The organism is Bradyrhizobium sp. B039, assembly GCF_038965675.1.
Classification (GTDB): domain Bacteria; phylum Pseudomonadota; class Alphaproteobacteria; order Rhizobiales; family Xanthobacteraceae; genus Bradyrhizobium; species Bradyrhizobium diazoefficiens.
The window spans coordinates 7,147,017-7,172,057 of sequence record NZ_CP152416.1 but is presented as its reverse complement, the minus strand read 5'-3'; the positions used below and the strand labels follow the sequence as shown (position 1 = coordinate 7,172,057).

General features: G+C 64.9%; 29 protein-coding genes. All 29 read left to right on the top strand.

The annotated features are described in order from the left end of the window. The first annotated feature begins 65 nt into the window (after positions 1 to 65). The 29 genes from flgB to AAFG50_RS33910 all read left to right on the top strand — a co-directional run bounded on the left by flgB (position 66) and on the right by AAFG50_RS33910 (position 25,031). Positions 66 to 467 carry a flagellar basal body rod protein FlgB gene (gene flgB / locus AAFG50_RS34050; protein WP_011089614.1) on the top strand — a complete coding sequence of 134 codons (402 nt, stop codon included), beginning with the start codon at positions 66 to 68 and terminating at the stop codon, positions 465 to 467. Between the two features lie 11 nt (positions 468 to 478). After that, entirely contained in the window at positions 479 to 895 is a 417-nt protein-coding gene (gene flgC / locus AAFG50_RS34045) for a flagellar basal body rod protein FlgC (protein ID WP_011089613.1), read from the top strand. 2 nt (positions 896 to 897) lie between these two features. Next, the gene (locus AAFG50_RS34040; protein WP_028175219.1) at positions 898 to 1,227 is read left to right on the top strand and encodes a flagellar hook-basal body complex protein FliE; all 330 of its coding nucleotides are present in this window, start codon (positions 898 to 900) and stop codon (positions 1,225 to 1,227) included. 17 nt (positions 1,228 to 1,244) lie between these two features. Continuing rightward, on the top strand, positions 1,245 to 2,033 hold the full coding sequence (gene flgG / locus AAFG50_RS34035; RefSeq protein WP_028175220.1) for a flagellar basal-body rod protein FlgG: 789 nt from the start codon (positions 1,245 to 1,247) through the stop codon (positions 2,031 to 2,033). 13 nt (positions 2,034 to 2,046) lie between these two features. Next, a complete protein-coding gene (flgA, locus tag AAFG50_RS34030) occupies positions 2,047 to 2,523 on the top strand; it encodes a flagellar basal body P-ring formation chaperone FlgA (RefSeq protein ID WP_161533556.1) in 477 nt (158 codons plus the stop codon). Beyond that, positions 2,520 to 3,650 carry a flagellar basal body P-ring protein FlgI gene (gene flgI / locus AAFG50_RS34025; RefSeq protein WP_028175222.1) on the top strand — a complete coding sequence of 377 codons (1,131 nt, stop codon included), beginning with the start codon at positions 2,520 to 2,522 and terminating at the stop codon, positions 3,648 to 3,650. The genes flgA and flgI overlap by 4 nt, the downstream gene beginning before the upstream one ends. Before the next feature lie 67 nt (positions 3,651 to 3,717). Then, positions 3,718 to 4,485: a MotE family protein gene (locus AAFG50_RS34020; RefSeq protein ID WP_028175223.1), complete on the top strand. Its 768-nt coding sequence runs from the start codon at positions 3,718 to 3,720 to the stop codon at positions 4,483 to 4,485. Continuing rightward, positions 4,486 to 5,181: a flagellar basal body L-ring protein FlgH gene (gene flgH, locus AAFG50_RS34015; RefSeq protein WP_011089607.1), complete on the top strand. Its 696-nt coding sequence runs from the start codon at positions 4,486 to 4,488 to the stop codon at positions 5,179 to 5,181. It abuts the gene before it with no gap. 42 nt (positions 5,182 to 5,223) lie between these two features. Then, positions 5,224 to 5,667, top strand: coding sequence for a flagellar basal body-associated FliL family protein (locus tag AAFG50_RS34010; protein WP_028175224.1), 444 nt, complete (start codon positions 5,224 to 5,226; stop codon positions 5,665 to 5,667). Continuing rightward, positions 5,664 to 6,404 (top strand): flagellar type III secretion system pore protein FliP, encoded by a 741-nt coding sequence (gene fliP / locus AAFG50_RS34005; protein WP_011089605.1) that lies wholly within the window; start codon positions 5,664 to 5,666, stop codon positions 6,402 to 6,404. The genes AAFG50_RS34010 and fliP overlap by 4 nt, the downstream gene beginning before the upstream one ends. A gap of 265 nt (positions 6,405 to 6,669) precedes the next feature. Next, positions 6,670 to 7,611: a flagellin gene (locus AAFG50_RS34000; RefSeq protein WP_011089604.1), complete on the top strand. Its 942-nt coding sequence runs from the start codon at positions 6,670 to 6,672 to the stop codon at positions 7,609 to 7,611. Between the two features lie 276 nt (positions 7,612 to 7,887). After that, positions 7,888 to 8,832, top strand: coding sequence for a flagellin (locus AAFG50_RS33995; protein WP_011089603.1), 945 nt, complete (start codon positions 7,888 to 7,890; stop codon positions 8,830 to 8,832). A 305-nt stretch (positions 8,833 to 9,137) separates the two neighbouring features. Continuing rightward, positions 9,138 to 10,766 carry a flagellar basal-body MS-ring/collar protein FliF gene (gene fliF, locus AAFG50_RS33990; RefSeq protein ID WP_028175225.1) on the top strand — a complete coding sequence of 543 codons (1,629 nt, stop codon included), beginning with the start codon at positions 9,138 to 9,140 and terminating at the stop codon, positions 10,764 to 10,766. After that, positions 10,763 to 11,458: a hypothetical protein gene (locus AAFG50_RS33985; RefSeq protein WP_011089601.1), complete on the top strand. Its 696-nt coding sequence runs from the start codon at positions 10,763 to 10,765 to the stop codon at positions 11,456 to 11,458. The genes fliF and AAFG50_RS33985 overlap by 4 nt, the downstream gene beginning before the upstream one ends. A gap of 6 nt (positions 11,459 to 11,464) precedes the next feature. Next, positions 11,465 to 12,790: a MotB family protein gene (locus AAFG50_RS33980; protein WP_028175226.1), complete on the top strand. Its 1,326-nt coding sequence runs from the start codon at positions 11,465 to 11,467 to the stop codon at positions 12,788 to 12,790. After that, the gene (locus tag AAFG50_RS33975; RefSeq protein WP_028175227.1) at positions 12,787 to 13,980 is read left to right on the top strand and encodes a chemotaxis protein; all 1,194 of its coding nucleotides are present in this window, start codon (positions 12,787 to 12,789) and stop codon (positions 13,978 to 13,980) included. The genes AAFG50_RS33980 and AAFG50_RS33975 overlap by 4 nt, the downstream gene beginning before the upstream one ends. Continuing rightward, positions 13,977 to 15,284, top strand: coding sequence for a flagellar hook-length control protein FliK (locus tag AAFG50_RS33970; RefSeq protein ID WP_028175228.1), 1,308 nt, complete (start codon positions 13,977 to 13,979; stop codon positions 15,282 to 15,284). Before AAFG50_RS33975 ends, AAFG50_RS33970 begins: the two co-directional genes overlap by 4 nt. Beyond that, entirely contained in the window at positions 15,235 to 15,816 is a 582-nt protein-coding gene (locus AAFG50_RS33965) for a lytic transglycosylase domain-containing protein (RefSeq protein ID WP_011089597.1), read from the top strand. The genes AAFG50_RS33970 and AAFG50_RS33965 overlap by 50 nt, the downstream gene beginning before the upstream one ends. A 90-nt stretch (positions 15,817 to 15,906) precedes the next feature. After that, positions 15,907 to 17,139: a flagellar hook protein FlgE gene (locus AAFG50_RS33960; protein WP_028175229.1), complete on the top strand. Its 1,233-nt coding sequence runs from the start codon at positions 15,907 to 15,909 to the stop codon at positions 17,137 to 17,139. Positions 17,140 to 17,173: 34 nt separating this feature from the next. After that, positions 17,174 to 18,649: a flagellar hook-associated protein FlgK gene (gene flgK, locus AAFG50_RS33955; protein ID WP_011089595.1), complete on the top strand. Its 1,476-nt coding sequence runs from the start codon at positions 17,174 to 17,176 to the stop codon at positions 18,647 to 18,649. A gap of 3 nt (positions 18,650 to 18,652) precedes the next feature. Then, positions 18,653 to 19,699 carry a flagellar hook-associated family protein gene (locus AAFG50_RS33950; protein WP_028175230.1) on the top strand — a complete coding sequence of 349 codons (1,047 nt, stop codon included), beginning with the start codon at positions 18,653 to 18,655 and terminating at the stop codon, positions 19,697 to 19,699. Between the two features lie 66 nt (positions 19,700 to 19,765). Then, positions 19,766 to 20,110, top strand: a complete 345-nt coding sequence (flaF, locus tag AAFG50_RS33945) for a flagellar biosynthesis regulator FlaF (protein ID WP_028175231.1) — start codon at positions 19,766 to 19,768, stop codon at positions 20,108 to 20,110. Continuing rightward, complete coding sequence (gene flbT / locus AAFG50_RS33940; protein ID WP_011089592.1) at positions 20,110 to 20,520, top strand: flagellar biosynthesis repressor FlbT; 411 nt, start codon at positions 20,110 to 20,112, stop codon at positions 20,518 to 20,520. Before flaF ends, flbT begins: the two co-directional genes overlap by 1 nt. 15 nt (positions 20,521 to 20,535) lie before the next feature. Further along, on the top strand, positions 20,536 to 20,958 hold the full coding sequence (flgD, locus tag AAFG50_RS33935; protein WP_011089591.1) for a flagellar hook assembly protein FlgD: 423 nt from the start codon (positions 20,536 to 20,538) through the stop codon (positions 20,956 to 20,958). Beyond that, positions 20,955 to 21,221: a flagellar biosynthesis protein FliQ gene (gene fliQ / locus AAFG50_RS33930; protein ID WP_008130649.1), complete on the top strand. Its 267-nt coding sequence runs from the start codon at positions 20,955 to 20,957 to the stop codon at positions 21,219 to 21,221. Before flgD ends, fliQ begins: the two co-directional genes overlap by 4 nt. A gap of 78 nt (positions 21,222 to 21,299) precedes the next feature. Further along, the gene (gene flhA, locus AAFG50_RS33925; protein ID WP_028175232.1) at positions 21,300 to 23,381 is read left to right on the top strand and encodes a flagellar biosynthesis protein FlhA; all 2,082 of its coding nucleotides are present in this window, start codon (positions 21,300 to 21,302) and stop codon (positions 23,379 to 23,381) included. Then, entirely contained in the window at positions 23,378 to 24,130 is a 753-nt protein-coding gene (gene fliR / locus AAFG50_RS33920) for a flagellar biosynthesis protein FliR (protein ID WP_028175233.1), read from the top strand. The genes flhA and fliR overlap by 4 nt, the downstream gene beginning before the upstream one ends. A 5-nt stretch (positions 24,131 to 24,135) precedes the next feature. Continuing rightward, complete coding sequence (locus AAFG50_RS33915; protein WP_028175234.1) at positions 24,136 to 24,555, top strand: hypothetical protein; 420 nt, start codon at positions 24,136 to 24,138, stop codon at positions 24,553 to 24,555. Further along, positions 24,552 to 25,031 (top strand): rod-binding protein, encoded by a 480-nt coding sequence (locus AAFG50_RS33910; RefSeq protein ID WP_028175235.1) that lies wholly within the window; start codon positions 24,552 to 24,554, stop codon positions 25,029 to 25,031. The genes AAFG50_RS33915 and AAFG50_RS33910 overlap by 4 nt, the downstream gene beginning before the upstream one ends. Positions 25,032 to 25,041 lie beyond the last annotated feature (10 nt).

The following is a 25,041-nucleotide window of genomic DNA, read 5'->3' as shown; positions in this document are numbered from 1 at the left end:
ATTTCCGAGGATGGTGCTTCGCCCAACAGCTTGACGAAAGCTTAACGCCCTAGGCTTCTCCTCGAATGGACCAGAATGGGACTGTCGTGGGACCGCTTTATCTCTTCGAACTCGCATCGTCGCAAGCGCGGTACCTCGAACTCCGCCAGTCGACCATCGCCACCAACGTCGCCAACGCGAATACGCCGGGCTTCAAGGCGCGCGACGTCGAGCCGTTCAACAAGGTGCTCGACGGAATGCCGGTCAGGCTCGCGACGACGTCACCGACGCACATGCAGCTTTCCGCGACCGAGACCGACACGCGCGCGACCTCCAAGAAGGACAGCTGGGACGTGGTTCACTCCGGAAATTCCGTCAGTCTCGAGCAGGAGATGATCAAGGGCAACGACGTCAATCGCGACTACTCGATGAACTCGGCGGTCGTGCGGTCGTTCCACCGCATGCTGCTGTCGAGCGTGAAGACCTGAGGTGAATTGACATGCTGGACTCACTGAGCGCGTCCCTGACGGTTGCGAGCTCCGGGCTCGAAGCGCAGTCGACGCGCATGCGCATCGTCTCGGAAAACCTCGCCAACGCGACGTCGACGGGACGGACCGCCGGCGCCGATCCGTATCAGCGCAAGACGATCACCTTCGATGCCGCGATGGACCGTGCCTCGGGCGCGCAGCTCGCGAAGGTCAAGGAGGTCGGCGTCGACACTACGCCGTACCGCGTGGAGTACGATCCGGGGCATCCCGCCGCAGACAAGTCCGGCTACGTCAAGCTGCCGAACGTCAACATGATGATCGAGATGGCCGACATGCGGGAAGTCAACCGGTCCTATGAAGCCAATCTCCAGGTCGTGAAACAGGTGAGGTCGATGCTGGGCATGACCATCGACCTTCTGAGGAGCTGACAATGCTTGAGGCAATTTCGTCCACGGCGATCTCCGCAGGCCGGGCGGCGAGCCGCGCAACCGAGACGCAGGCGATCGCGCCCGCGGCGCCGACCGCGATCCAGTCCGGCGGCGACGTCGGCTTCGATTCGGTGATGAAACAGGTGACGACGGACGCGATCGGCACGCTGAAGGCGGGCGAGGCGGCGTCGATCTCGGCGATGCAGGGCAAGGAATCGACGCGGCGCGTCGTCGAGGCGCTGATGTCGGCCGAGCAAGCCTTGCAGACGGCGGTCGCGGTTCGCGACAAGGTCGTGCAGGCCTACCAAGAAGTCGTTCGTATGTCGATTTGATCTGAAGGAGTCACATTGTGAAATCGCTTGCCATTGCGGCCACGGGCATGAATGCCCAGCAGACCAATATCGAAGTCATCGCCAACAACATCGCCAACATCAACTCGACGTCGTACAAGCGGGCGCGCGCGGAGTTCACCGATCTTTTCTACCAGATGGACCGGATGCAGGGCGTCGCGAACGTCAACGGCTCGTCGCCGATTCCGGAAGGCGCCAATCTCGGCCTCGGCGTCAAGTCGGCGGCGATCCGCAAGCTGCACATCCAGGGCGCGCTCACCCAGACCGGCAATCCCTACGACCTCGCGATCAACGGCCGCGGCTGGTTCCAGGTGCTGGGCCCGAACAACGAGGTGCAATACACCCGCGCGGGTTCGTTCAACACCAATGCCAACAGTCAACTCGTCACCACCGACGGCTACCTGCTGGATCCCGCAATCACGATCCCGCAGGGGACGGTCGAGGTCACGGTCAACCAGACCGGACAGGTGTTCGCCAAGCTGGACACGGAAGTGAACCCGCGGCAGATCAGCCAGCTCAACCTCGCCAACTTCGCCAACGAGGCAGGCCTCGAGCCGCTCGGCAGCAATCTCTATCGCGAGACCACGGCGTCCGGCACGCCGGTCGTCGGACTGCCGGGCGATGCCGGCTACGGCAAGATCAACCAGAAATATCTCGAGGCCTCGAACGTCGATCCGGTCAAGGAAATCACCGAGCTGATCTCGGCGCAGCGCGCCTACGAAATGAATGCCAAGGTCATCCAGGCTTCGGATGAAATGGCCTCGACCGTATCGAAGGGCCTTCGCTAGTTCCGGTGTGTCCATGTTGAACAGGGTGGGCCTGATCGTGCGCGGGTTGGCCGCCGTGCTGCTGGTTCTCGTCTCGGCGCGCGTCGCTGCAGCCGAGGAGAAGCGGCTTCCCGTGCCGGCCGTGTCGATCCGCGCCGGCGAGCTGATCCGGGACGACATGATCACGGAGCGCGCCTTCGCGCCGAACCTGCTCGGCGTCGCCCAGTTCATCGAAGGACGCCAGATCCTGGTCGGCCGCATGGCCCGGCGCGCGCTGCTGCCGGGCCAGCCCATCCCGACCAACTCGGTGGAAGATCCCTGGACCGTCGCCCGCGGCGCCATGGTCAAGGTCGTCGTCGAGGACAGCGGCCTGTCGATCGTCACCTACGGCTCGGCGATGCAATCGGGCGCCGCCGGCGCACTGATTCCAGTGCGAAACACCGACACCGGCGTGATCATCAGGGGCGTCGTCCAGCCGGACGGCACCGTCAAGGTCGTGGACGGATCATGACCAGGCTCCTGCTTGCGCTCATCCTTGTCGTTTCCGCGGCCAGCGCCCAGGCCGCCGTCCGCATCAAGGACATCGCGGACATCAAGGGATTGCGTGAAAACCAGATCGTCGGCTACGGCCTCGTCATCGGCCTGAACGGCACCGGCGACACGCTTCGCAATGCTCCGTTCACGGAGCAGTCCCTGCAATCGATGCTCGAGAACATGGGCATCAATGTCAGGAACGAGACCACGAGCACCACCAACCCCGCGCGCCCGACCACCCTGCGCACGCGCAACGTCGCCGCCGTGATGGTGACCGCGGACCTGCAACCTTCGATCGGGGCAGGCGAGCGGATGGACGTGACCGTGTCGTCGCTCGGCGATGCGACCTCGCTGCTCGGCGGCACGCTGGTGATGACGTCGCTGCGCGCGGCGGACGGCGCGGTCTATGCGGTGGCACAGGGCGCGGTCACGGTCGCCGGCTACAGCGTGGGAGGTCAGGCGCAGAACGTCAGCCAGGGCACCCCGACCGCGGGCCGCATTCCGAACGGCGCGCTGGTCGAGCGAGAGGTGCAGGGAAGCCTCCATGAGATGGAATTCCTGGTGCTTGAGCTCAAGAACCCGGACTTCGTCACCGCAACGCGCATCCTCGATGCGATCAACCGCTACGCCGGCGGCCGCTATCGCGCGCAGATCGCCTTCGAGCGCGACTACCGCACCATCGTCTTGTCGAAGCCGCGCCATATCGGCCCGGTCCGCTTCCTCGCCGAAATCGGCGAGCTGACGGTCGAGCCGGACACGCCGGCGCGGGTGGTGATCAACGAGCGCACCGGCACGGTGGTGATCGGACGGGACGTGCGGATATCGACGGTTGCGGTGACGCACGGCAATCTGACCGTCCGCGTCACGGAGATGCCCGTGGTGTCGCAGCCGGCGCCGTTCTCGCGCGGGCAGACGGTGGTGGTTCCCCAGACCGTGGTCGAGGCCAACGAGGCCGGATCGCAGGTGGCGATCCTGAGCGGCGTCGATCTCCAGCGCCTGGTGCGCGGATTGAACCAGATCGGCCTCAAGCCGTCAGGCATCATCGCGATCCTCCAGGCGATCAAGACGGCCGGCGCGCTCCAGGCCGATGTCATCGTCCAATGACGCATAAGCGTCGTGCAAGCTTGGTCGCTCAATGCTCAGGTCTCGACCGAGAATCGCACGCGGCCCGATGTTGAAGCTGGATCACAAAGCCAAACTCCTCCTCCTGGCCGCGGCCGCGGCGCTTGCGAGCGCTTCGCCCGTGCTGGCGCTGGATGAGGCCAGATCGTCGAAGCCGCTCAACCTGCTTTCCTTCGCGCGCGCCCGCGCGCCCGGACCGCAGAAGCCGCGCGCGCCGATCCAGGGTGACAATGCGGCCACCCGGGCGACGGCGTGGGCGGCCGAAGATACCGGACCGGCGATCACCGGTGCGGTGCCGGCTTCCGAGACGCCTGCACCGGCGCCAGTGCCCGCACCCGCGCCGCTACGTCCGGCCAAGCCCGGCAGTGTCACGGCGCCGCCAAAGCCCGCACCGCCGCAGGCCGCTGCGACCGCGGACAACGAGGTCGCGCTGTTCTGCAGCAACGTGGCCGATCCCGCCGTCGATGCGAGATTGGCCTGGCAGCTCAAGGAGCTGGAGAAGGCCGAGACCCAGCTCCGCGAGCGGATCGCCGAGGTCGAGGCCAAGCGCGCCGAATACGAGAAGTGGATGGCGCTGCGCGACGACTTCCTGAAGAAGGCCGAGGCCCAGGTCGTCGAGATCTACTCGCGCATGAAGCCGGACGCCGCGGCCACCCAGATCGCCGGCATGGCGGACGAGACCGCCGCCGCCGTGCTCGCCAAGCTCAGCCCGAGGAGCTCGAGCGCGATCTTCAACGAGATGGATACGGCGCGCGCCGCGCACCTCGCCGATTTGCTCGGCGGAATGCGTCGCGTGGATGACGGAAAGACCAAATAGATGAAGAATCTGATCCTCATCCTGCCGCTCTTGATGCTTACCGGATGCGTCGGTGATCCGGCGGACGCCCTGACCGGCCCGCGCTTGTCGCCGGTCGGAAGCGGCCTGAGGACGCAGGCCGACCCGATCCCGGTGACGCCGCGCATGCGCACGCCGGTCAGCTATCGCTCGACCTGGGACGACGGCACCGATCTCTACCGCGATCCCCGCGCCCGGCGCACCGGCGACGTCGTGACGGTGATCATCTCGATGCAGGACAAGGCCAAGCTCGACAACAAGACCGGCCGCTCGCGCGATTCGCAGATCAAGTTCGGGCTCGACTGGCTGATGGACGTCGCAGGATGGGCCGACAAGGGGCAAACCACCGCCAACCTCAGCACCAACACCCAGATCAAGGGCAACGGCCAGATCGATCGCACGGAGGACATCAAGCTGTCCATCGCCGCCATCGTCACCGACGTGTTGCCGAACGGCAATATGATGATCAGCGGCTCGCAGGAGTTCCGCGTCAACACCGAGATGCGCGTGCTCAATGTCGGCGGCATCGTGCGTCCGCGCGATATCTCGCGAACCAACACGATTTCCTACGAAAAGATCGCGGAGGCGCGCGTGTCCTATGGTGGTCAGGGAAATCTGTCGGACGTGCAGCAGCCTGGATGGGGACATCGGATCTATGACGCCGTGGCACCGTTCTGAGGTTCGCGCCGGCCGGGCCGCGTCGCGAGGGCAGGGGACGTGATGCGCCTGATTGCCGCCATCGTGGCGCTGACCCTGGTCGCGATCGGTGCCGGCGCCCTTGCCGGCCTGCATCTGTTTGCAGCCGCCGAGCGCGTCGCCGACGCGAAGAAGAGCCCTACGCCGCCGCCGCTTGCGTCGAGCTACGCCGGCAGCGCGCGGCTTCGAAAACTGTCCCCGATCGTGACCAATCTCGCCGCGCCGGCCAACAACTGGGCCCGTGTCGAGGCCTCCATGGTGACCGACAGCATGAGCGACGAGGACGCCGGCATCCTGGCCGCCCATATCAGCGAAGACATCGTCACCTATCTGCGATCGGCCTCGGCTGCGCAGTTCGAGGGATCGCGCGGGCTCCAGCATCTGCGCGATGACCTCGCCGAGCGCGCCAATGTCCGCTCGTCGGGCAAGGTCCGCGAATTGATCATTGAGACGTTGGTGATTCAGTGAAATTGAGAGTCCTGCTGCTCGCGTTGATTCTGGCGGTGCTGCCCGAAATGGCGTTCGCCCAGATTCCGGACCTCAACTCCCTGCTGCCGCCCGGCAACGGCTCGACCAGCGGCCGCATCATCCAGCTGATGGCGCTGATCACGGTGCTGTCGGTGGCGCCGGGACTGCTCATCATGGTGACGAGCTTCACGCGGTTTGCGGTGGCGCTGTCGTTCCTGCGCTCCGGTCTCGGCCTCCAGACCACGCCGGCCAATCTGGTGCTGGTCAGCCTCGCGCTGTTCATGACGTTCTACGTGATGGCGCCGACCTTCGACCGCGCCTGGGAGACCGGCGTCCAGCCTCTCATGAAGAACGAGATCTCGGAGGAAGAGGCTTATCTGAAGATCACCGATCCGTTCCGCGAGTTCATGCTGGCGCATGTTCGCGACAAGGATCTCCAGACCTTCGAGGCGCTCGCCGCGGAGAGCTTTCGCAAGAAGTTCGACGACAAGCGCATCGATTTGCGCGTCATCATTCCGGCCTTCATGATCTCCGAGCTCAGGCGTTCGTTCGAGATCGGATTTCTCATCATGCTGCCGTTCCTCGTGATCGACATGATCGTGGCGACGCTGACCATGTCGATGGGCATGATGATGATGCCGCCGACGATCCTCGCGCTGCCGTTCAAGATGCTGTTCTTCGTGCTGATCGACGGCTGGAACCTGCTGGCCTCCGGACTGGTGCGGTCGTTCTCGTAGCGGCGGCGACCGCCGGCCGGCCGGGTCATGGTTAGCAAGAAGTACCGGCTTATGGTTACCGGAGGGTAATGGTAACCATATGATATTGCTGAGAAATTCAAGCCGATCTTAATCTCGGCGCAAGATTCGGCGTGCTAGCAATGCGGCACGGCGGGTTGGACCCCACCCACATCAGTCCAAAGGCATGATGCCGCCCCTCCGTACCGGTGAAAGCCCGGTATGTCCCCTCGTGAAAATGTAACGCGTACATAAAGGGACATTCGCAATGTCAAGCCTGCTTACGAACTCGACCGCCATGACCGCGCTCCAGACCCTGCGGTCTGTCAGCTCGCAGCTCTCCACCACGCAGACCCGCATCTCCACCGGCCAGCGCGTGTCGACCGCTTCGGACAACGCTGCCTACTGGTCGATCGCAACCTCGATGCGCTCCGACAACGCGGCGCTCTCCGCGGTCTCCGACTCGCTCGGTCTGTCGGCTGCGACCGTCGACACCGAATACACCGCTCTGAACACGGTCATCGGTGACAAGGACTCCGGCCTGACCAAGCTCCAGGCGCTGCTGGTCGAAGCCAAGACCGCCGGTATCGATCGCTCCAAGATCCAGGCCGACGTCACCCAGATCCAGAATCAGCTGAAGTCGACGGCCGACTCGGCGACGATCAACGGCATCAACTGGCTGAGCATCGACACCACGCCCTCCTCGTCCACGGCCACGCCGACGAGCTTCAACCTCGTGTCGTCGTACTCGCGTGTCGGCAATACGCCCACCATCGGCTCCATCACGGTGACGACCGCCACCTACGCGCTCTACACCACCGGCGGCTCATCCACCACCGGCATCCTGGATGCGGTGGTTGGCGGCTCCACCGGCGCGTCGGTCTCCTCGATCAACATCGGCGCGCTGACCGACTCGGCGACTGACCAGACCAAGCTCGATGGTTACATCGCGCAGGTCACCGCTGCGATCGGCTCGGTCGCCTCGGCCGCCGCCAATCTCGGTGCCGTCAAGAACCGCATCTCGACCAACACGGAATTCGTCAAGAACCTGATGGACTCCGTGGATCGCGGTGTCGGCCAGCTCGTCGATGCCGACATGAACCAGGAGTCCACCCGCCTTGCGGCCCTCCAGGTCCAGCAGCAGCTCGGCGTTCAGGCGCTCTCGATCGCCAACAACAGCAGCCAGAGCATCCTGTCGCTGTTCCGCTAAACCTCAACTCATCTGGGGGAGGGCCGCGCTTCTCGCGAAGCGCGGCCCTTTCTTTGTCAGGCGTGACGCCGCGTCGACGCCATGATCCGGCTCGGTGTTGCAACCGAGTCACAGAGCCACAAGCCTCACACAAGCTTCGGCGGGTAGCCTCACCGCTACGACAGATTGGGTCCATCACACGCATTGCCGTGGCCCAAAGGCATGATGCCGCCCTGTCGTACCGGTGCAAGTCCGGTATGTCCCCAAACTCAATTCAATCGTCAAAGGGACATCAAAATGGGTTCTAGCCTCCTCACCAACTCGTCTGCAATGACCGCGCTGCAGACCCTCCGCAATGTCAGCACGCAGCTCGCGACCACGCAGAACCGGATCTCGACCGGTCAGCGCGTCTCGACCGCTTCGGACAATTCGGCCTATTGGTCGATCGCAACCTCGATGCGCTCCGACAACGCCGCGCTGTCCGCAGTCTCCGATTCGCTCGGTCTGTCGGCCGCGATGGTCGACACCGAATACACCGCTCTGAACACGGTCATCGGCGACAAGAACTCCGGCCTGACCAAGCTCCAGGCGCTGCTGGTCGAAGCCAAGACCGCCGGTATCGACCGGACCAAGATCCAGGCCGAGGTCACCCAGATCCAGCAGGATATGAAGCTCAAGTCCGACTCGGCAACGATCAACGGTATCAACTGGCTGAGCATCGACATCACGCCCTCGTCGTCCACGGCCACGCCGACGACCTTCAACCTCGTGTCGTCGTACTCGCGCGTCGGCGGTACGCCCACCATCGGCTCCATCACCGTGACGACCGCCACCTACGCGCTCTACACCACCGGCGGCTCATCCACTACCGGCATCCTGGATACGGTGGTCGGCGGCTCCACCGGCGCGTCGGTTGCCTCGATCAACATCGGCGCGCTGACCGACTCGGCGACTGACCAGACCAAGCTCGACGGCTACATCAACCAGGTCACCGCTGCGATCAACTCGGTCGCCTCGGCCGCCGCCAATCTCGGTGCCGTCAAGAACCGCATCGCGACCAACACGGAATTCGTCAAGAACCTGATGGACTCCGTGGATCGCGGTATCGGCCAGCTCGTCGACGCCGACATGAACGCGGAATCGACGCGCCTGCAGGCGCTTCAGACCCAGCAGCAGCTTGGCGTTCAGGCGCTCTCGATCGCCAACCAGAACAGCCAGAGCATCCTGTCGCTGTTCCGCTAAGCCGCGGCTTCGAAAACGACCGTGCTCCCTCGGGAGCACGGTCTCCGCCATGAACGGCGGATATGACGGCACAAGATGTGCCCGCAATCGATCCCCTGACGCCAGATTTCAAGTAACACGCCGCAGCCGATCGCACCGCGGTGCATCCGGCCGTGCACCTGTTGCCGATCCTCGCGATAGCGTCCCCCGACTTCTTGTAAAATTACAACGCCTCGCCCGCGAACCGACACATTCGTGTTCCTGCGCAACCTTCAGACAAGGTTGGCAGCGGAATGTCCCATATGTTCGCATTGGTACGAGGTCATATGCTGTTCAGTCGTGCGCAGATACAGCAACTGCTCAACAATCTGCTGGAGCTTGGGCCGCGACGCCTGATGGCCCTGGGATTGATCGGCTTTGCCGTTCTCGTCACCGTCGTCGGCGGCGCCTATTATCTGAGCCGGCCTGAATTCGAAACGCTCTATACCGGCCTCTCCCGCGAAGATGTGACGCGCATGGGCGCTGCTTTGCGCGAGCAGAATATTGCCTTCGACGTCAATACGGCCGGAGACGCGGTCTCGGTGCGTCCGAGCCAGACCATGCAGGCGCGAATGCTGCTCGCCGAGAAGGGGCTGCCGACCAGCGCCAATTCCGGTTACGAGCTGTTCGACAAGATCGGCTCGCTCGGTCTGACCTCGTTCATGCAGGAAGTCACGAAACTGCGCGCGCTCGAAGGCGAGATCGCGCGCACGGTGCAGTTGATGAAGGGCGTGAAAGCGGCGCGGGTGCATATCGTGATGCCGGTGCGCGGCTCGTTCCGCGCGACGCAACAGCCGCCCTCGGCGTCGGTCGTGCTCCGCACCGACGGCGCGATCGAGGCTCGTACGGCGCAGTCGATCCGTCATCTCGTCGCGGCCGCCATCCCCGGCATGAGCCGCGACAAGGTAACGGTGCTGGATGCCGACGGTTCGATGCTGCTGGCCGAAGAGGACGAAGCCACCGCTGCCCCGACCAAGATGGCAAGCCTCCAGAAGACGGTCGGCGGGATGGTTCAGGAGAACATCCGCAAGGCGCTGACGCCGTATCTGGGTCTCGACAATTTCGAGGTGAGCGTCGCGCCGCAGCTCTCCACCGACAAGCGGCAGACCAACGAGACCGTCTACGATCCGGAGAGCCGCGCCGAGCGTTCCGTGCGGAACGTGCGCGAGAAGGAGTCGTCGCAGAACGCCGACCGATCGACGCCGACCACGGTGCAACAGAACCTTCCCGACCAGCAGGTCAACGCCGGCGGCAGCAAGAACTCCAGCGAGGACAAGACCCGTCGCGAGGACGTCACCAATTTCGAGGTGTCGTCCAAGACCACGACGACGGTGAGCGACGGCTATCTGGTCAAGAAGCTCTTCATCGCCGTGCTGGTCAACCGCGCGCGCCTCGTTGCCGATCTCGGCGACAAGAGCAATCAGGCCATCGTCGACAGCAAGCTCGCCGAGATCAGCCAGCTCGCGGCGACGGCCGGCGGACTGGACAAGCAGCGCGGCGACCAGATCCAGGTCACGGCCGTCGACTTCATCGAGGGCTCGCGCGAACTGGCGCCGGTGCCGCCGATCAGCTTCGTCGAGATGATCAACAAGCAGCTCGGCAGCGTCATCAACGCGGTGACGATCCTGGCCGTGGCTTCGATGCTGGTCTGGTTCGGCCTTCGCCCCGCGGTCAACGGCATTCTGACCCACCGCGCGGCGCAGGAGCAGACCGAGGCGGCGGAGGCTGCTGAGCTTGAAGCTGCCACAGCCCTTGCATTGGCCGAGAGCCAGGACCCCGAGCTCAACCTCGTCGAGGACCTCGAAGGCAAGATGCAGCGCACGCCGCAGAAGCGGCTGGAGCAGATCGTCCGGCTCGATCAGGCGCAGGCAGCAGCGATCCTTAAAGACTGGATGCGACGCGAGGAGGCGGCATGAACGCGGCAATCGGAAAACTCCTGACGCAGTTCGACGCGAACGGCCGGGTCAAGTCGTCACCGCCGCCTCCGCCGCCCAAGATTCAGGACGTGCTGACCAGGCCGAAGGAAGTCCGGCGCGAGCCTCAATCTCAACCGCAGCCTCAGGCCCAGTCGCAGCCTCAGTCGCCGCCTCCGGCGCCCGCGACGGAAGCCCCGCCGGTCAATCTCCTGGACGATGCCTATCGGCGCGGCCATGCCGCCGGCGTCGCGGAAGGCGATGCCAGGGTTGCCGAGGAACGGGTGCGCAGCGCGATCCGGCTTGGCGAGGAGCGGGCCAAATGGTCCGACCAGCAGGCGGTCGCGATCGTGAGCGGCTTCGAGGCGGCTTGCCGCGAGATCGAGACCAACATTGCGAGCTCCGTTGCCCGAATATTGCTGCCGTTCCTCGCCGATGCGGTCCGCGACAAGGCGATCGGGTCGCTGGTCGAGCAAATCGCGGCGCTGACCGGCAATTCGCCGGTGCCGGTGTTCAAGATCACCGGGCCTAGCGAACTGCTCGACCTGGTGAAGACGCAGCTCGAGACGGCCCGGCGAACGGGCATCGAGTACGAGGCCGCCGAGACTTTCGAGGTCCGTGTCGTGGCCGACCAGACCGTGATCGAGACGAAGATCGCGGCCTGGAGCGACCGCCTCAATGAGGCGCGCCGGTAACCCGCCATGGAGGAGGTCAAGCAAGAGCTCGTGATCGTCCGCCGGCGCAGTGCCTTCGCCGAGGAGGCCCATCACGGTGGCGTATGGAAGATCGCCTATGCGGACTTCATGACCGCGATGATGGCGTTCTTCCTGGTCATGTGGCTGCTCAACGCGCTCAACCAGGACCAGAAGCAGGTGGTCGCGAGCTATTTCAACCCGATCAAGCTCGCGGAGAACGCACCCGCCCCGAAGGGCCTCAAGGATCTCTCCAAGAAGGAGCCGACGACGTTCGAGGGCCAGGACGGCAGGCGTCAGCCGGCTGGGCCGAGCGAGGAGCGGCGCGGTGACTCCCCGACGGCCGAGAAACCGCCCTTCTACGAAGAGAAGGTTCTGTTCCGCGATCCCTATGCGACGCTTGCCGAGATCGCCAATAGCGCGAACCAGGCTTCGGGCCAGCGCCGCGCCGGCGCCCTGACGTCCGCGGAAGAGGACGGCCTCAAGGGCGGCGACGCCTACCGCGATCCCTTCGATCCCGGCTATTGGAAGCTGGCGCCGCAGGCGTCCAAGGATTCGGATCGCATCATCGAGAGCGAGCCCAAGCCGAATGCACCCGTGCGCGACAACGCGACCGGGACCGGCCAGGGCGAGCCGCAGGCGCGCCGTGCCAAGACGGACGACGCCGGCGGAAGCGTGGCGCCGAACGCCGATGCCTCGTCCGCAAGCCTGTCGCCGCTGCTGCCGCCGGGGCCGGCGCCGTCGCAGTCTTCGCGCGAAGGCAGCGCGCAGGCGAACGCGCAATCGGGTGCTCAGGCCAGTGCCGCTGCGCAAGGGCGTCCCGGCGATACGCCGAAGGATTCCGAACCGCGCGACGCCGCGCAAACGCAGCAGCCGACCGTCAAGCAGCTCCAGTCCGCGATCGCGGAAGCGCTGTCGGACATCAAGGCGGGCGCCGGACCGGCGGCCGAGGTGCGTCAGGTCGAGGAAGGTCTGCTGGTCAGCCTGACCGACGATGCGAGCTTCGGCATGTTCGCGGTCGGCTCGGCCGAGCCGAGGCCCGAGCTCATCCGCGTGATCGACAAGATCGGGCCGCTGCTGATGAAACGACAGGGCACGATCATCGTCCGCGGCCATACCGACAATCGGCCGTACAAGTCGGAGACCTACGACAATTGGCGGCTGTCGACCGCCCGTGCGCAGATGGCCTATTACATGCTGGTCCGCTCCGGCGTCGACGCGCAGCGGATCGAGCATGTCGAGGGCTACGCCGACCGGCGGCCGAAACTTCAGAACGACCCGGCGGCCGCGCAAAATCGCCGGATCGAGATCTTGATCCGGGAGAAGCGCCCTTGATCAGGCCGCTCCTCCGTGCCGCCCTGCTGGTGCTGCTGCCGTTCGCGGCGGCACGCGCGTTGGCCGATCCGGCGCCGGCTCCGGCGTCGACATCGGGCGAGCCCTATGAGCTCGTGCGCGCATTGCAGGCCGTGCAGGACGGTATCGCCAACGGCGACACCGCGGCGCATGGCAGCCACATCGCGCTGATCCGGCAGATCGGCGAGAAATTTCTCGCCGCCGATGCGAGCGTGTGGAGCAACGCGCAGAACGGCCAGGCCGTCGTCATCTACCTGCTCAGCGGCGGCGCCCCGCAACTGGTCCGCAAGCTGCCGCGCGACAAGATGAATGTCGACGGACGGCTGTTCGATGGCGCGCTCGCCTATGTCGAGGGCCGACAGGACGAAGCGCGCGAGCTGCTCAAGGACGTCAAGCCCAGGACGATTCCGTCGGGCCTGGGCGGACAGGTCGCGCTGGTCCAGGGCGCGCTGTTCGCTCGCACCGAGGCCTCGCTCGCGATCGAGCGTCTGGACGATGCGCGCCTGCTCCTGCCCGGCACGCTGGTGGAGGAGGCGGCGCTGCGGCGCGAGATCCTGCTGGTCGGGCAGGCCGAGGATTTCGACAAGTTCGAGTTCCTGACGCTGGCCTATATCCGCCATTACCGCAACTCGATCTATGCCGGCGATTTCTGGCAGCGCTTCTCCACCGGCCTGACGCAATCGAGCCTCGCTCTCGACGAGCGCCGCTTTGCGCGGATCGTCACCATGCTGGAGCAGATCGATCGCGGAAGCCGCCTCAAGCTCTATCTCGTGATCGCGCGCTCCGCGATGGTGCGTGGACGGATGGCCGTGACCCGGCTTGCCGGCGAGCGGGCGCTGACGCTCAGCGCCGATGCCTCGGCAGAGCGCGAGCGTGCGCATTTTTTCCGTGGCGCCTCGCGGGTACTCACCGACGAATATGACGGCGGCCTCGCCGAGCTGAAGGCGCTCGACCGGTCGAAGCTGCCCGAGCGCGATCTTCCTCTCTTGAATGCAACGGTCCAGCTTGCGCTTGATGTGCGCAAACCGTTCGCGAGCGGATCTGCCGCCACCGCCGACAAGCCTCCGGCCACGCCGGCGCGTCTCGATCTCGCATCGTCGACCGCGACCCTCGCGCGTGCGCGGAAGGAGCTCGGCGAACTCGAACTTCTCACCAGGGATCGCCGCCCATGACCAAGCTCAGCGGAACCGCCGGACAGGCTTTTTCGGGGCTCGCCGAGAGTCTCAATATGCGCGGGACGTCGCGCTCGGCGAAGAGCGCCGGGACGAAATCGCAGGCTGATTCGTCGTTCAACGATCTGCTCCACACCGTCTCGAACCTGGCCAAACGGGCGCTCAAAGACGAGGGCAGCGATACGGCCGTGAAGGCGGGAACGCTGCGCACGCGCCTTTCGCATCCGGCCGAGAAGGACGAGACGGTGCATGATCGCACCGAGGCGGCCGACGAGACCAAGTCCAGTCACAAATCGTCCGACGAGTCGGAGACGCAAGATCCGCTCGACCAGGCCGCGAAGGCTGACGTTTCGAGCCGGCCGGGCATTGCCGCGATCGTCGGACAGGAGCTCGCCGCCGTGCCGGCCGTGAAGCTGCAATCGCCCGCGGGGGACAGGAAGGATGCGTCGGCGCGCGACGGGCGTTCCTCCACGAAGGGCGAGGTTCAGGCGACGGGCATGGCGAAGGCCGCCGCCGCCGATTCCGCGCCGCTCTCGGCAGGTCCGACAGGCGCGCGCTCACAGGCCGCGGCCTCGCAGGCGGCAGCCGCGCAGCAGGGCAACGAGAGTTCGTCAAAGGCAATGCCCGCGACATCGGGCTTCGAGGCCGTCACGGCCAATGTCGAACGCGCCGTCAAGGCCTCGGCCCGGGACGCATTGCCGGAGGCGACCAAGGTCACCGTGGTCCAGCAGGAGACCCATCTGCCCCCGGCGCAGTTCAACGCTCCGCAACAGGTCGCCAATGCGGTGGTCGCCGAGCTGAAGGAATCCTCGGCGCCGACGGCGTCCGCAGCCCCCGATCTCGCCGGGTCCCAGACCAATGCGCCGGACCAGCCGCTCAAGATCCTGACCGTCAACCTCGAGCCGCCGTCGCTCGGCAATGTCACCGTGCGCCTCCGCCTCGTCGGCTCGGAGGTCTCCGTCCACCTCGCGGCCGAGCGCAAGGACACGAGCCAGATGCTGGACCAGCAGCGCGACTCGATCCGCGAGCTGATGCAGTCGGCCGGCTACGTCGCCGACGTCGCCCCCGTCCAGCACGGCTCGCTGGACGGATTCCAGAGCGGGTCCGGCCAGTCGCAGCCGCAGCCCTCGGGCCAGCAACAGCCCTCGTCACAGTCGCAAGGCACGTTCGACGGCGCCGGCACGTCGTCGGGACAATCGGACGGCGATGCGAGACAGGCCCGGCAGGAGCGCCAGTCCAACCAGGAGACGCGTCATGACCAGGACGTGGCGCCGCAGATTCGTCGCGGCCCTGTTTATCTGTAACGCCGGCGCCGCCGAGGCGGCCGCCGACAGCGCGCGCCCCTGCGAGCGCGAGATGGCGCGTGCGGCCCAGCAGCACGGCATCCCGCTCGGCATTCTCTACGCCGTCGGCCTCACCGAGACCGGACGGCGCGGGGCGCTCTATCCTTATGCGCTCGGCGCCGACGGTCAGACCGTGTTCGCCAAGGACATGGAGGACGCGATCGCGAATTTCGAGGCGATGCGAGCCAAGGGCATCAAGCTAATCGACCTCGGCTGCATGCAGATCAACCACTACTACCACGGCGACAAGTTCACCTCGGTGCGGGCGATGTTCGATCCCGCCCGGAATGTCGACTACGCCGCGCGCTTCCTGAAGGAGCTGAAACAGCGCGAGGGAAGCTGGACCATGGCGGTCGCCCGCTACAATGCGGGCCCCAACAACCAGCCGGCGCAGAAGCGCTATGTCTGTCACATCGTCGCTCATCTCGTCTCGAGCGGTTTCGGCGCGTGGACAGACAAGGCGCGCTCGTTCTGTCAGCCGAAAACGACCTGACAACACGAAGTTGTGCACGGTTCCCAATCATCAGCCCCGCGCAAGCAAGAACCCTCATTGTAGCTGCAACCTACCAAAGGAGCCCAATCCATGAGCCTGTATGGTGTTATGCGCACCGGCGTTTCCGGCATGTCCGCGCAATCCAACAAGCTGTCGACGGTCTCGGACAACATCGCGAACGTCAACACCACCGGTTACAAGCGGGCTTCGACGGAATTCTCGTCACTGATCCTGAAGAGCGGTTCGGGCAATTACGATTCCGGCGCCGTCGAGACGACTGTCCGCTACGCCATCAGCGACGCAGGACACACGCAGTTCACCACGTCGACCACGGACCTCGCGGTCCAGGGCAACGGCTTCTTCGTAGTGTCGAACGCCAACAACACGCAGCAATATCTGACGCGTGCCGGCTCGTTCGTGCCTGACGCCCAGGGTAATCTGGTCAACGCGGCTGGCTATTACCTTCTGGGGCAGCCCGGTAAAGTGACCAATTTCTCGCAGAACAGCCTGTCCGGCATGCAGATCGTCAACATTGCCCAGGTTTCGCAAGTGCCCGTGCCGTCGACGGCGGGGACGCTCACGACCGGCAATCTGGATCCGAAAGCGGCTGTGATCGCCGGTCCGCCCGGCCCGGCGTCGTACTCATCGAAGAGCTCGATCGTGGCCTACAACAATATCGGCCAGGCCGTTACGCTCGACGTCTACATGTCCCACACTGCGACGGCCGCCGGCTCGGACACCTGGCAGATCCAGGCTTATAACTCCGCGACGGGTACGTCGGTCGGCGCCGCCACCACCTTCACCTTCGATACCACGGCAACCGGCAAAGGCGCGCTGGCCGCGGCGAGCCCGACGACTCTTTCCTTCACCGTTCCCGGCGGTGCGGCGGTAACCATGGACCTGTCGAACATGACGCAGACCGGAACCGACTTCAGCTTCAAGGCAACCGTCAACGGCAGCGCCCCCGCCGCGATCGACAAGGTCGACGTCGACGACGCCGGCCACGTGACGGCCATCCTCAAGAACGGGCAGCAGCTGACGCTCTACACGATCATGCTCGCCGACGTCCCGAGCCCCGACAATCTGACGCCGGAGCCTGGCAACGTCTATTCGACCAATATGAACTCCGGCAACGCGCAGGCCGGGAATGCCGGCACCGGCGGACTCGGGACGATCCAGTCCGGCGCCCTGGAAGACTCCAACGTCGATCTCGCGGATGAGCTCACCGGGATGATCGAGGCCCAGCGCGGCTTCACCGCGAACTCGAAGTCGTTCCAGACCGGCGCGGATCTGCTCGACGTCGTCGTCAACCTGAAGCGCTGAATTCCTCAGCGCCCATTTCGGGCAAGCGCAAATCATGTCCCTTACCGCTGCTCTCGACTCCGCTCGCGCTTCGCTCATGGCGTCGGGCATCCAGTCCTCGACGATCTCGCGCAATATCGCCGGTGCCAGCGCCGCCGGCTATTCGCGCAAGATCGCCGTGCTGGACAATCTGCCCGGGGCCGGCGTCTATGTGGCGTCGATCCAGCGCGCCGCCAGCTCAGGTCTCTACAACAACGTCCTGACCGCGACCTCGTCGTCGGCCAAGCAGGGCGCGATCTATGACGGTCTCCAGAAGATCGCATCTGCCACGGTGGACGATACGGAGCTCGACCAGTCGCCGACGGCGCAGCTCAATGCGCTGAAGAAGGCGCTGCAGCAATATGCCAACGCCCCCGACAACACCACGCTGGCGCAGGCGGCGATCACGTCCGCCAAGGACATGGCGACGGCGCTCAACCAGGCGACCAATACCGTGCAATCGGTCCGTGAGGGCGCGGACGCCGACATGGCGACCTCGGTCGCCAACATCAACCAGCTCCTTACGCAGTTCGACAAGGTCAACAACGCGGTCGTGAGGGGGACGATTGCCGGTGACGACGTCACCGACTACCTCGACCAGCGGGACAGCATCGTTTCGAAACTGTCGCAGGAGGTCGGCGTCTCGATGTCGATCCGCGCTAACGGCGACGCTGCGCTTTACACCGATAGCGGTGTCGTGCTGTTCGACAAGACGGCGCGAACGGTCAGCTTCACGGCGACCAACATCTATACGGCGGGCACCACCGGCAATGCGGTCTATATCGACGGTGTGCCGGTAACCGGCGCCAATTCGGTGATGCCGCTGAAGTCGGGTAAGCTCGCCGGCCTCGCTCAGCTGCGTGACCAGGACTCCGTCACCTATCAGAGTCAGCTCGACGAAATCGCGCGCGGCCTGATCAACACATTCAGGGAGAGCGATCAGACCGCGGCGGCGCTGCCCGACGTTCCCGGTCTCTTCACCTATCCCGGCGCGCCGGCGATACCGGCGAGCGCCACCGTCTCGGTCGGCCTTGCCGGCCTGATCAGTGTCGCGGCGTCGGTCGATCCGGCGCAGGGCGGCAATCCAAATCTGCTGCGCGACGGTGCGATCAGCGGTAACGTTGCCTACCGATACAACACCGCCGGCAACGCCGGCTACTCGGCCCGGCTACAGCAGCTCATCGGGGGCATGGATGCGTCGCAGCCGTTCGATGTGACCACGCAAGGCAAGCCGAGTGGCAGCTTGATCGACTTCGCGTCGTCGTCGACGAGCTGGATCGAAAACCAGCGCAAGACCGCGGACTCCAACGTCACCTACCAGAAGACTCTGCTCGACCGCAGCACCGCGGCGCTGTCCAACGTCAGCGGCGTCAACATGGACGACGAGATGTCCTTGATGCTTCAGGTCGAACGCACCTATTCGGCCTCGTCGAAGATCATCTCGACCGTCGACCAAATGTTGCAGAGCCTGCTGGCCGCCGTGGGGAATTAAGCCATGATGAGCGCGAACTACATCTCGACCTTGATGCTGTCTTCGTCGTTGAGGACCTCGATCACGAACAACCAGGCTGCGCTGAGCAAGGCGTCGAAGGAGGCGACCACCGGCCGTTTCGCCGATGTTGGCCTCGAGCTTGGTGCCACGACGGGAAGCGACGTCACCCTGCGGGCGGACTGGAGCTTCGCCGATCAGCTCGTCGATACCAACGAGCTCGTCTCGGGACGCCTCGACGTGACGCAAACCCGGATCACCCAGCTCGGCACGACCGCAACGGACTTCCTCAAGGACTTGATCGCGGCCCGCAGTACCGACAACGGCGGGCGGATCGTCCTGCCGCCTGCGTCCGCCAACCTCCAGGATCTGATCGGCGCGCTGAACGTCTCGTATAATGGCTCGTATCTCTTCTCGGGCATCAACACGCAGAACACGCCGATCACCGCCTACGCCACGGGCTCCGCCAGCAAGAACCAGGTCGACGCCGATTTCCTTGCGGCCTTCGGCTTCTCGCAATCTTCAGCGGGCGTCAGCGGCATTACCCCGGCCCAAATGCAGACCTTTCTCAACACCACCTTCGATGCCGAGTTCGCGAGCCCGGCCTGGAATACCAACTGGTCATCGGCCACTGACCAGGTCATGCAAAGCCGTATCTCCACGACCGAGGTCGCCGATACGTCCGTCAGCGCCAACCAGACCGGCTTCCGCAAGCTCGCCGAGGCCTACACCATGATGGCGGATCTCGGGAATGCAAAACTCAGCCAGGAGACGTTCCAGGTCGTCGTGGACAAGGCCATCGGCCTCATTGGCGGTGCGATCACGGACCTCGCCACGCTCGGCGGCGGCGTCGGCACGGTCCAGCAGCGGATCACCTCAGCAACGAACAAGCTCAAGACGCAGCAGGACATTCTGAACAATCAGATCGTCGGTATGGAGAAGGTCGATCCAACCGAGGCATCGGTCCGGGTCAACACCTTGCAGACCCAGATCCAGACGGCGCTGGCGCTGACCTCGCAGCTCCAGAAGATCAGCCTCATCAACTATCTCTGAGCCAAGGCTCATTGCAAGGTTCGCTCCTTTTGTCTTGCTATTCGGTTTTCCCGCAGAGTGGTCCTGATGACGTTTGAAGCCTATGAAGCTGTCGTTGAAGAGAGCGGCTATCAGGAGAGAGGCCGCGAGCGACAGGCGCTCAGCCTCGGCATCGACCGGCTCGAGCGGATCGAGAAGGGGCCCTTTAGTTTCGAGGATCTGGTCCAGAGCCTGCTCTATGTGCGCCGGCTGTGGACGATCTTCATCGAGGATCTCTCGCACCCGGAGAACGGCCTCCCGGACAAGCTGCGCGCCGACATCATCTCGATCGGCTTGTGGGTCATCAAGGAGGCGGATCGCCTTCGCGAAGAGAAGTCGGGCGACGTGATGCAGCTCATCGAAATCAACCGCCTGATCCGAGACGCACTTTAATGAAGATCTCCTTGCGGGCGGGCGAACGGATCTACATCAACGGTGCGGTGCTGCGCGTGGACCGCAAGGTCTCCGTCGAGCTCGTCAACGACGTGATGTTTCTGCTCGAGGGGCAGATCATGCAGGCCTCCGACGCCACCACGGCGATGCGGCAGCTGTATTTCATCGTCCAGCTCATGCTGATGAACCCCACCGATGTCCGCGATGCCTCGGCGCTCTACGGCCAGCATCACGCGGCCCTGGTTGCGGTGTGCGAAAGCCGCGAGATGCTGGACGGGCTTGTCGCGATCGACGAGCTGGTCGGGGCAACCCGTTACTTCGAGGCGCTGAAGCGGATCCGGGCGCTGTTCCCGGTGGAGCAGGCTATCCTGGCCGGCGTCGCCACCGACATCCCATTCGAGGCTGCCTGACAGCGGAGAGGCTACATGAACGTCACCAGCGCGACCGACAGCACCAGCAAGTCGTCCAGTTCGACCAGCTCCACGACGTCCACGTCGAGCAATAGCGTCGACTACAATACCTTTCTTCAACTTCTCGTCGCCGAGATGAAGAACCAGGATCCGACCAATCCGATGGATACCTCGCAATATATGAGCCAGTTCGCCCAACTCTCGACGGTCGAGCAGGCCATGCAGACCAACACCAAGCTGGATGCGCTGCTGTCTTCGCAGTCGTTGTCGCAGGCCGACGGGCTGATCGGAAAGACCGTCAGCTTCACCGACGCGACCGGAGCGACCTTCTCAGGCAAGGTCAAGTCGATCTCCATCAACAGCGACGGCTCCGTCGCGACCCTCGAGAACGGCACGAAAGTCGCGGTCGGGCCTGGCCTCACGATCAGCCAGTCATGAACGAGAGAGACGCCCTCGACATCGTCCAGGCGGCGATCTGGACCATTATCGTCGCCTCGGGGCCTGCCGTCGGCGCGGCGATGCTGGTCGGCACCATCATTGCACTGATCCAGGCCCTGACCCAGATCCAGGAGGTCACGCTGACCTTCGTTCCGAAGATCATCGTCATCCTGGTGGTCGTCGCGATCTCCGGCTCCTTCATCGGCGCGCATCTCTCCACCTTTACCGAGATGGTCTATTCGCATATCGAGCGCGGCTTCTGATCCCGCGGGCCGACCGGCCACCACCCTCGCGTAAGCTTTGCACGGCAAATTACCGGGCGGACCCTCTGCCGGTGACCCATGGCCGATACGTTAGCTGCTAGCCTGCCAAACCCGCGACGACTCGGGGCGGATGCCTTTTTTGCGGGCGGCATCGTGGCCATGCTCACGATCCTGTTCCTGCCGATACCGCCGATCCTGATCGATCTCGGCCTCGCGTTCTCGATCGCGCTGTCGGCGCTGATCCTGATGGTCGCGCTGTGGATCCAGCGGCCGCTCGACTTCTCCGCATTCCCGACCGTGCTGCTGATCGCAACGATCCTGCGGCTGGCGCTCAACGTCGCGACCACCCGCCTGATCCTGTCGCGCGGCGGGGAGGGCGAACAGGCCGCGGGCCATGTCGTCGCCGGCTTCTCGAAATTCGTCATGGGCGGCGACTTCGTCATCGGCCTGATCATCTTCGCGATCCTGGTCACGGTGAATTTCGTCGTGATCACCAAGGGTGCTACGCGTATCGCGGAAGTCGGCGCCCGTTTCACCCTGGACGCCATCCCCGGTAAGCAGATGGCGATCGACGCGGACCTGTCCGCGGGCCTGATCGACGACAAGGAGGCCCAGCGCCGGCGCCGCGAGCTCGAAGAGGAGAGCGCGTTCTTCGGCGCCATGGACGGTGCTTCGAAATTCGTCCGCGGCGATGCCATCGCCGGCCTGATCATCACCGCGATCAACATCTTCGGCGGCATCATCATCGGCGTCACCCATCACGGCCTGACGCTGTCGCGCGCGGCCGACGTCTATACGAAGCTCTCTGTCGGCGACGGCCTGGTGTCGCAGATGCCGGCGCTGATCGTGTCGCTGTCGGCGGGCCTGCTTGTTTCCAAGGGCGGCACCAGGGGCTCGGCGGAGCAGGCCGTGCTGCGGCAGCTCAGCGGCTATCCGCGCGCGGTGTCGGCCGCCGCATTGATGATGTTCGTGCTCGCCATCATGCCGGGGCTGCCGATGGCGCCGTTCGTGCTGCTCGGCGGCGTCATGGCCTTCGTCGGCTACACGCTGCCCAGGCGTCAGGCGGCGCGGGATCGGAAAGAGGATGCGCGCAAGGCCGACGAGCGCGCCCAGACCGCGGCCAAGGAATCGGTCAAGGAATCGCTCAAGACCGCCGAGATCGAGCTGGCGCTCGGCGGTCATCTTTCGGTCCATCTGCTGGGATCGCGCACCGAGCTCGGCCATCGCGTGGCCAAGATCCGCAAGAAGTTCGCCAAGCAGTACGGCTTCGTCATTCCCGAGATCAAGCTCACCGACAATCTGTCGATCGATCCCAAGGGATACCAGATCCGGATCCACGACACCCGCGTCGCGCATGGCGAGCTCAGGCTCGGCGAGGTGCTGGTGCTGGTCGACAAGGACGGCAAGCCCGACGTGCCCGGCGAGGAGGTGATCGAACCCGCCTTCGGCATGAAGGCGCTGTGGGTGACGGAGGCTTTCACCGACGAAGTCAAGCGACAGGGCTGCAAACCGGTCGACAATCTGTCGGTTCTGCTCACGCATCTGAGCGAGGTGATCAGGGCGAATCTCGCCCAGCTCCTGTCCTACAAGGACATGCGCGGGCTGCTCGACCGGCTCGATCCCGAATACAAGCGCCTGATCGAGGATCTCTGCCCGTCACAGATCTCCTATTCGGGCCTGCTGGCGATCCTGAAGATCCTGCTGGCCGAGCGCGTGTCGATCCGCAATCTCCACCTGATCCTCGAGGCGATCGCCGAGATCGCGCCCCATGTGCGGCGCTCCGAACAGGTGGCGGAGCATGTCCGCACGCGGCTTGCCCAGCAGATCTGCGGCGACCTCTCCGACAACGGCGTGCTCAACGTGGTCCGCCTCGGCAATCGCTGGGATCTCGCCTTCCACCAGAGCCTGAAGCGCGACGCCAAGGGGGACGTCGTCGAATTCGACGCCGATCCGCGCCTGATCGAGCAGTTCGCGACGGAAGCCAGCGCCGCGATCCGCAAGTTCACCGAGAACGGCACCAGCGTGGTGCTGGCGGTGACCCCGGAGGCCCGTCCCTATGTCCGGATGATCCTGGAACGGGTGTTCCCGACACTGCCGGTCCTGTCGCATGTGGAGGTCGCGCGCAGCGCCGAGATCAGAGCGCTCGGAGCCATATCGTGATCAGCAGCCTCGCCGACAGCGTGCTGGTGACCTTCATCGTGTTCTGCAGGATCGGCGCCTGCCTGATGTTCGTGCCCGGCTATTCCAGCGTCAACGTTCCGGCCCAGGTCCGCCTGTTCATCGCGCTCGTCACGACGTTTGCACTGACGCCAATCCTGATCGCGGTCCTGAAACCTCTGACGGACCAAGCGGCGCCGCTGACGCTGGCACTCCTGATCGGCACCGAGGTCCTGGTCGGAAGCGTTATCGGCCTCGGCGGGCGCGTGTTCTTCCTGGCGCTTCAAACCATGGCGACCGTGATGGCAAGCGCGATCGGGCTCAGCAATATCCCGGGCACGCCGATCGGCGACACCGATCCGGCGCCGGCTCTGGTGCCGCTGATCATGGCGTCCGTCACCACGCTGTTCTTCATGACCGACCAGCACTGGCAGGTGCTGCGCGGGCTGATGAACTCCTACGACGTCTGGCATCCCGGTGCGAGGCTCGGCGGCAGCATGGCGCTCGACCAGCTGGTCAGCCGCCTGTCGGAGGCGTTCGTGCTGACGCTGCGGATCGCCAGCCCGTTCATCGTCTATTCGGTCATCGTCAACCTCGCGGTCGGCCTGATCAACAAGCTGACGCCGGCGATTCCCGTCTACTTCATCTCCGTGCCGTTCGTGCTGTTCGGCGGCTTCCTGCTGCTCTATCTCACCAGCGACGAGCTCCTGACGCAATTCATGCTGGGCGTCTCGTCCTGGCTGTCGGAATGACCGTCATGAGGTCGCGCGCAGACAAGCTCGGTCGGATGGTCTCGCTCGTGAAGCTCCAGCTCCGGCTGTCCGAATGGCAGCTCGCGCACTTGCGGCAGCAGGAGCGCAGCCTGCAGGACGAACAGGAATGGCTGGTCGGGGCGCTGAACGAGGGCAAGCCGCCGGCGGGGTCGTCGAGCGCGTCGATCGCGCGGCGCCTCAACAGGACGAGCGTCGGCGCGCGCGCCGTGAATGAGCAGGCTTCGCGGCAGCTCGACCAGGTTCGTGCGGAGAGCCGGCGCGTGAAACAGCTCGAGGAAGTCGCCAAGGCGGCGCTCGCGGACAAGCTTCGCGAGGCGGAGAAGCGCTCGCTCGAGGAGATGACGGGAACAAGCCTCACCGTGCGCGAGTGGACGCCACGGCCAGCCAGCCGGAACAAGACATGATCGTGACAGCGACACCCGACCTCGTTCTCGACGTTATCGAGGCCGCCGATCCCGTGACGCAACGCGCGGCGACCGCGAAGCTCGATGCGCTGAAATCATCCGCCGCCGATTTCGCCGCGACGATGGACGCGGAGGCCGGCAAGGCCGCGGCGGCTGGTGCCGATCAATCCGCGGCGAAGGTTTCCGAAGCGCAGTCGGGTGCGGTGAACGGGGCGCCGGTGCAGGTGATCAAGGCGCCAGCGTCCGGCGAGGTCTATCGGAAGTTCGAGGCGTTCATCCTCCAGACCTTCGTCGAGACGATGCTGCCGAAGGAATCCGAGGAACTCTTCGGCAAGGGGACCGCCGGCAGCGTCTGGAAGTCGATGCTGGCGGAGCAACTCGGCAACCAGCTCGCGAAGGGCAAGGGCATCGGCATTGCGAGGCAGCTTGCCGGCGCGCATCCGGCGGGGCCGGACGTGACGGGGAAGGCCGGATGATGATCCGAGG

Bases quoted from the DNA above. Each gene is read 5' to 3' on its own strand.
- flgB (WP_011089614.1), top strand. From the start codon at position 66: ATGGACCAGAATGGGACTGTCGTGGGACCGCTTTATCTCTTCGAACTC.
- flgC (WP_011089613.1), top strand. From the start codon at position 479: ATGCTGGACTCACTGAGCGCGTCCCTGACGGTTGCGAGCTCCGGGCTC.
- AAFG50_RS34040 (WP_028175219.1), top strand. From the start codon at position 898: ATGCTTGAGGCAATTTCGTCCACGGCGATCTCCGCAGGCCGGGCGGCG.
- flgA (WP_161533556.1), top strand. From the start codon at position 2,047: ATGTTGAACAGGGTGGGCCTGATCGTGCGCGGGTTGGCCGCCGTGCTG.
- flgI (WP_028175222.1), top strand. From the start codon at position 2,520: ATGACCAGGCTCCTGCTTGCGCTCATCCTTGTCGTTTCCGCGGCCAGC.
- AAFG50_RS34020 (WP_028175223.1), top strand. From the start codon at position 3,718: ATGTTGAAGCTGGATCACAAAGCCAAACTCCTCCTCCTGGCCGCGGCC.
- flgH (WP_011089607.1), top strand. From the start codon at position 4,486: ATGAAGAATCTGATCCTCATCCTGCCGCTCTTGATGCTTACCGGATGC.
- AAFG50_RS34010 (WP_028175224.1), top strand. From the start codon at position 5,224: ATGCGCCTGATTGCCGCCATCGTGGCGCTGACCCTGGTCGCGATCGGT.
- AAFG50_RS34000 (WP_011089604.1), top strand. From the start codon at position 6,670: ATGTCAAGCCTGCTTACGAACTCGACCGCCATGACCGCGCTCCAGACC.
- AAFG50_RS33995 (WP_011089603.1), top strand. From the start codon at position 7,888: ATGGGTTCTAGCCTCCTCACCAACTCGTCTGCAATGACCGCGCTGCAG.
- fliF (WP_028175225.1), top strand. From the start codon at position 9,138: ATGCTGTTCAGTCGTGCGCAGATACAGCAACTGCTCAACAATCTGCTG.
- AAFG50_RS33985 (WP_011089601.1), top strand. From the start codon at position 10,763: ATGAACGCGGCAATCGGAAAACTCCTGACGCAGTTCGACGCGAACGGC.
- AAFG50_RS33980 (WP_028175226.1), top strand. From the start codon at position 11,465: ATGGAGGAGGTCAAGCAAGAGCTCGTGATCGTCCGCCGGCGCAGTGCC.
- AAFG50_RS33970 (WP_028175228.1), top strand. From the start codon at position 13,977: ATGACCAAGCTCAGCGGAACCGCCGGACAGGCTTTTTCGGGGCTCGCC.
- AAFG50_RS33965 (WP_011089597.1), top strand. From the start codon at position 15,235: ATGACCAGGACGTGGCGCCGCAGATTCGTCGCGGCCCTGTTTATCTGT.
- AAFG50_RS33960 (WP_028175229.1), top strand. From the start codon at position 15,907: ATGAGCCTGTATGGTGTTATGCGCACCGGCGTTTCCGGCATGTCCGCG.
- flgK (WP_011089595.1), top strand. From the start codon at position 17,174: ATGTCCCTTACCGCTGCTCTCGACTCCGCTCGCGCTTCGCTCATGGCG.
- AAFG50_RS33950 (WP_028175230.1), top strand. From the start codon at position 18,653: ATGATGAGCGCGAACTACATCTCGACCTTGATGCTGTCTTCGTCGTTG.
- flaF (WP_028175231.1), top strand. From the start codon at position 19,766: ATGACGTTTGAAGCCTATGAAGCTGTCGTTGAAGAGAGCGGCTATCAG.
- flbT (WP_011089592.1), top strand. From the start codon at position 20,110: ATGAAGATCTCCTTGCGGGCGGGCGAACGGATCTACATCAACGGTGCG.
- flgD (WP_011089591.1), top strand. From the start codon at position 20,536: ATGAACGTCACCAGCGCGACCGACAGCACCAGCAAGTCGTCCAGTTCG.
- fliQ (WP_008130649.1), top strand. From the start codon at position 20,955: ATGAACGAGAGAGACGCCCTCGACATCGTCCAGGCGGCGATCTGGACC.
- flhA (WP_028175232.1), top strand. From the start codon at position 21,300: ATGGCCGATACGTTAGCTGCTAGCCTGCCAAACCCGCGACGACTCGGG.
- AAFG50_RS33915 (WP_028175234.1), top strand. From the start codon at position 24,136: ATGAGGTCGCGCGCAGACAAGCTCGGTCGGATGGTCTCGCTCGTGAAG.
- AAFG50_RS33910 (WP_028175235.1), top strand. From the start codon at position 24,552: ATGATCGTGACAGCGACACCCGACCTCGTTCTCGACGTTATCGAGGCC.